Source organism: Actinomadura sp. KC345, assembly GCF_004348515.1.
Taxonomy (GTDB): Bacteria; Actinomycetota; Actinomycetes; order Streptosporangiales; family Streptosporangiaceae; genus Spirillospora.
On sequence record NZ_SMKH01000561.1, the window covers coordinates 1 to 1,592 of the forward strand.

The window sequence follows — 1,592 nt, forward strand, 5'->3', positions numbered from 1 at the left end:
GTGCGGCGGGCCGCTGCGCGCACGGATACCGGGACGTGACTCCGCCGATGCCGGACGGGCCGCGCGGTGCGACTACTATTCGCCGGATGAGCTGGCAGGCGGCCGGGGCGGGGCCCGGCGGAACCGGAGGCGGGCCGAGCGGGGACCTGTTCGCATCGGTCGAGGGCAACGTGCGCGAGCTGGTGGCCTCGCCCTGGTGGCAGACCGCCCAGCCCGCCGACCGCGCCGGCCAGATCGCCGCGCGGATGCTGTGGGGCGCCGGGGAGTGGTGGCTCTACGGGGCGTGGGGCCGCTGGTACCGGTGCGGCCTGGACGGCACCTGGCACCCCTGCCCGCCGCCGGCGGCGTTCGAGGACCGCCGTGTCGCGGTGCCGGCACCGCCCGGCGCCGGGGCCCCGCCCGTCCCGCCGCAGCTGTTCCCCACCGGCCCGGACCTGTCGGCGGGACGCGTCGCGCCGCTGGGGTTCCTCGGGCCCGTGCCCGACACCGCGGTCGTGGCGGGCATCTCCCAGGCGCTGACGACCGCGCTGGCGGTGAACCCCCAGCAGTTCGCCCAGCACGACCCGATGTTCCAACCCGGGACGCCCAGCACCGTCGCCGCCGCGTGGGGCGCGCTGCTGTGGTGCGCCGGGTCCCCGGTGGTGCTGACCGAGCACCCGCTGATCGAGTCGTTCATCCCGTTCCTGACGACGTCGGCCGAGCGGCTGCACTGGATGATGCCGCCCGACTTCGCCACCCTGGCCGGCTACTACATCCACCGGCTCGGCGCCGGAGACGGCGGCGGCGCCGCGCACATCGCCCGCGTCATGTACGAGGTCGCCACCGGCCTGCAGGGCGACCCCCGGTTCCGTCCCGGCGCGGACGCGCTCGCGGCGGTGACGGCGGCGGCGCTGCGGATGGTCAACCAGGACATGGCCACCGTCCGGTACGGACCCGACGCGATCCTGCAGGAGTGGCGGCGCCGCTGCCCCGCCGAGTTCGCCATCCCGATGGTCCGCGACACCGCGCCCGGCGAGTACCTGCGGCTCGCCCTGTACGACCTGCAGCAGATCGTCGCCGGGCTGACGGGCCCGCGCCCGGCCGCGCAGGGCCGCGCCCACGACGAGGTGCGCCGCGCCGGGGTCGCGGTGCTGGCCGCCGACCTGCAGGCCGCGCCGGGCGCGCTGCCGGCGCTGCAGCGGTGGCTCGACCCCGACAGCGCCCGCACCCTGCAGGCGGCGCTGGGCGACCCGGCGAGCCCGCTGCGGTCGCTGTGGCCGCGCGACGGGCGGCTCCCGGACGCGCTGCGCACCGACGACGCCGACGCGCTGGCCGCGCTGCTGTCCACCACGTACACGCTCGGGCTGACGTGGTGCCGGCTGGCGCAGGTGTCGCCGCCGGCGTCGGGGTTCGCGGTGCCGCAGGCGGTAGCGGCGGAGCTGACGTCCCCGGCGATGCACTCCCCGCCGTCCACCGACGAGCTGTCGGCGTGGGACATCATCAAGGCCGCCCGCGCCCACATGGCCGCCGAGCGCGCCGGCGACCAGCCGGTCGCGCCGGTGCCCGAGCCGGCGCAGGACCCTCCGGGCCCGCCGCCGGCGGTGGCGCCCGCC

General features: G+C 78.1%; 1 protein-coding gene. It reads left to right on the forward strand.

Annotated elements, in window-relative coordinates:
• Positions 1-86: 86 nt before the first annotated feature.
• A partial coding sequence (locus tag E1281_RS39565) for a hypothetical protein (protein WP_131884798.1) occupies positions 87-1,592 on the forward strand: 1,506 nt, incomplete at its 3' end.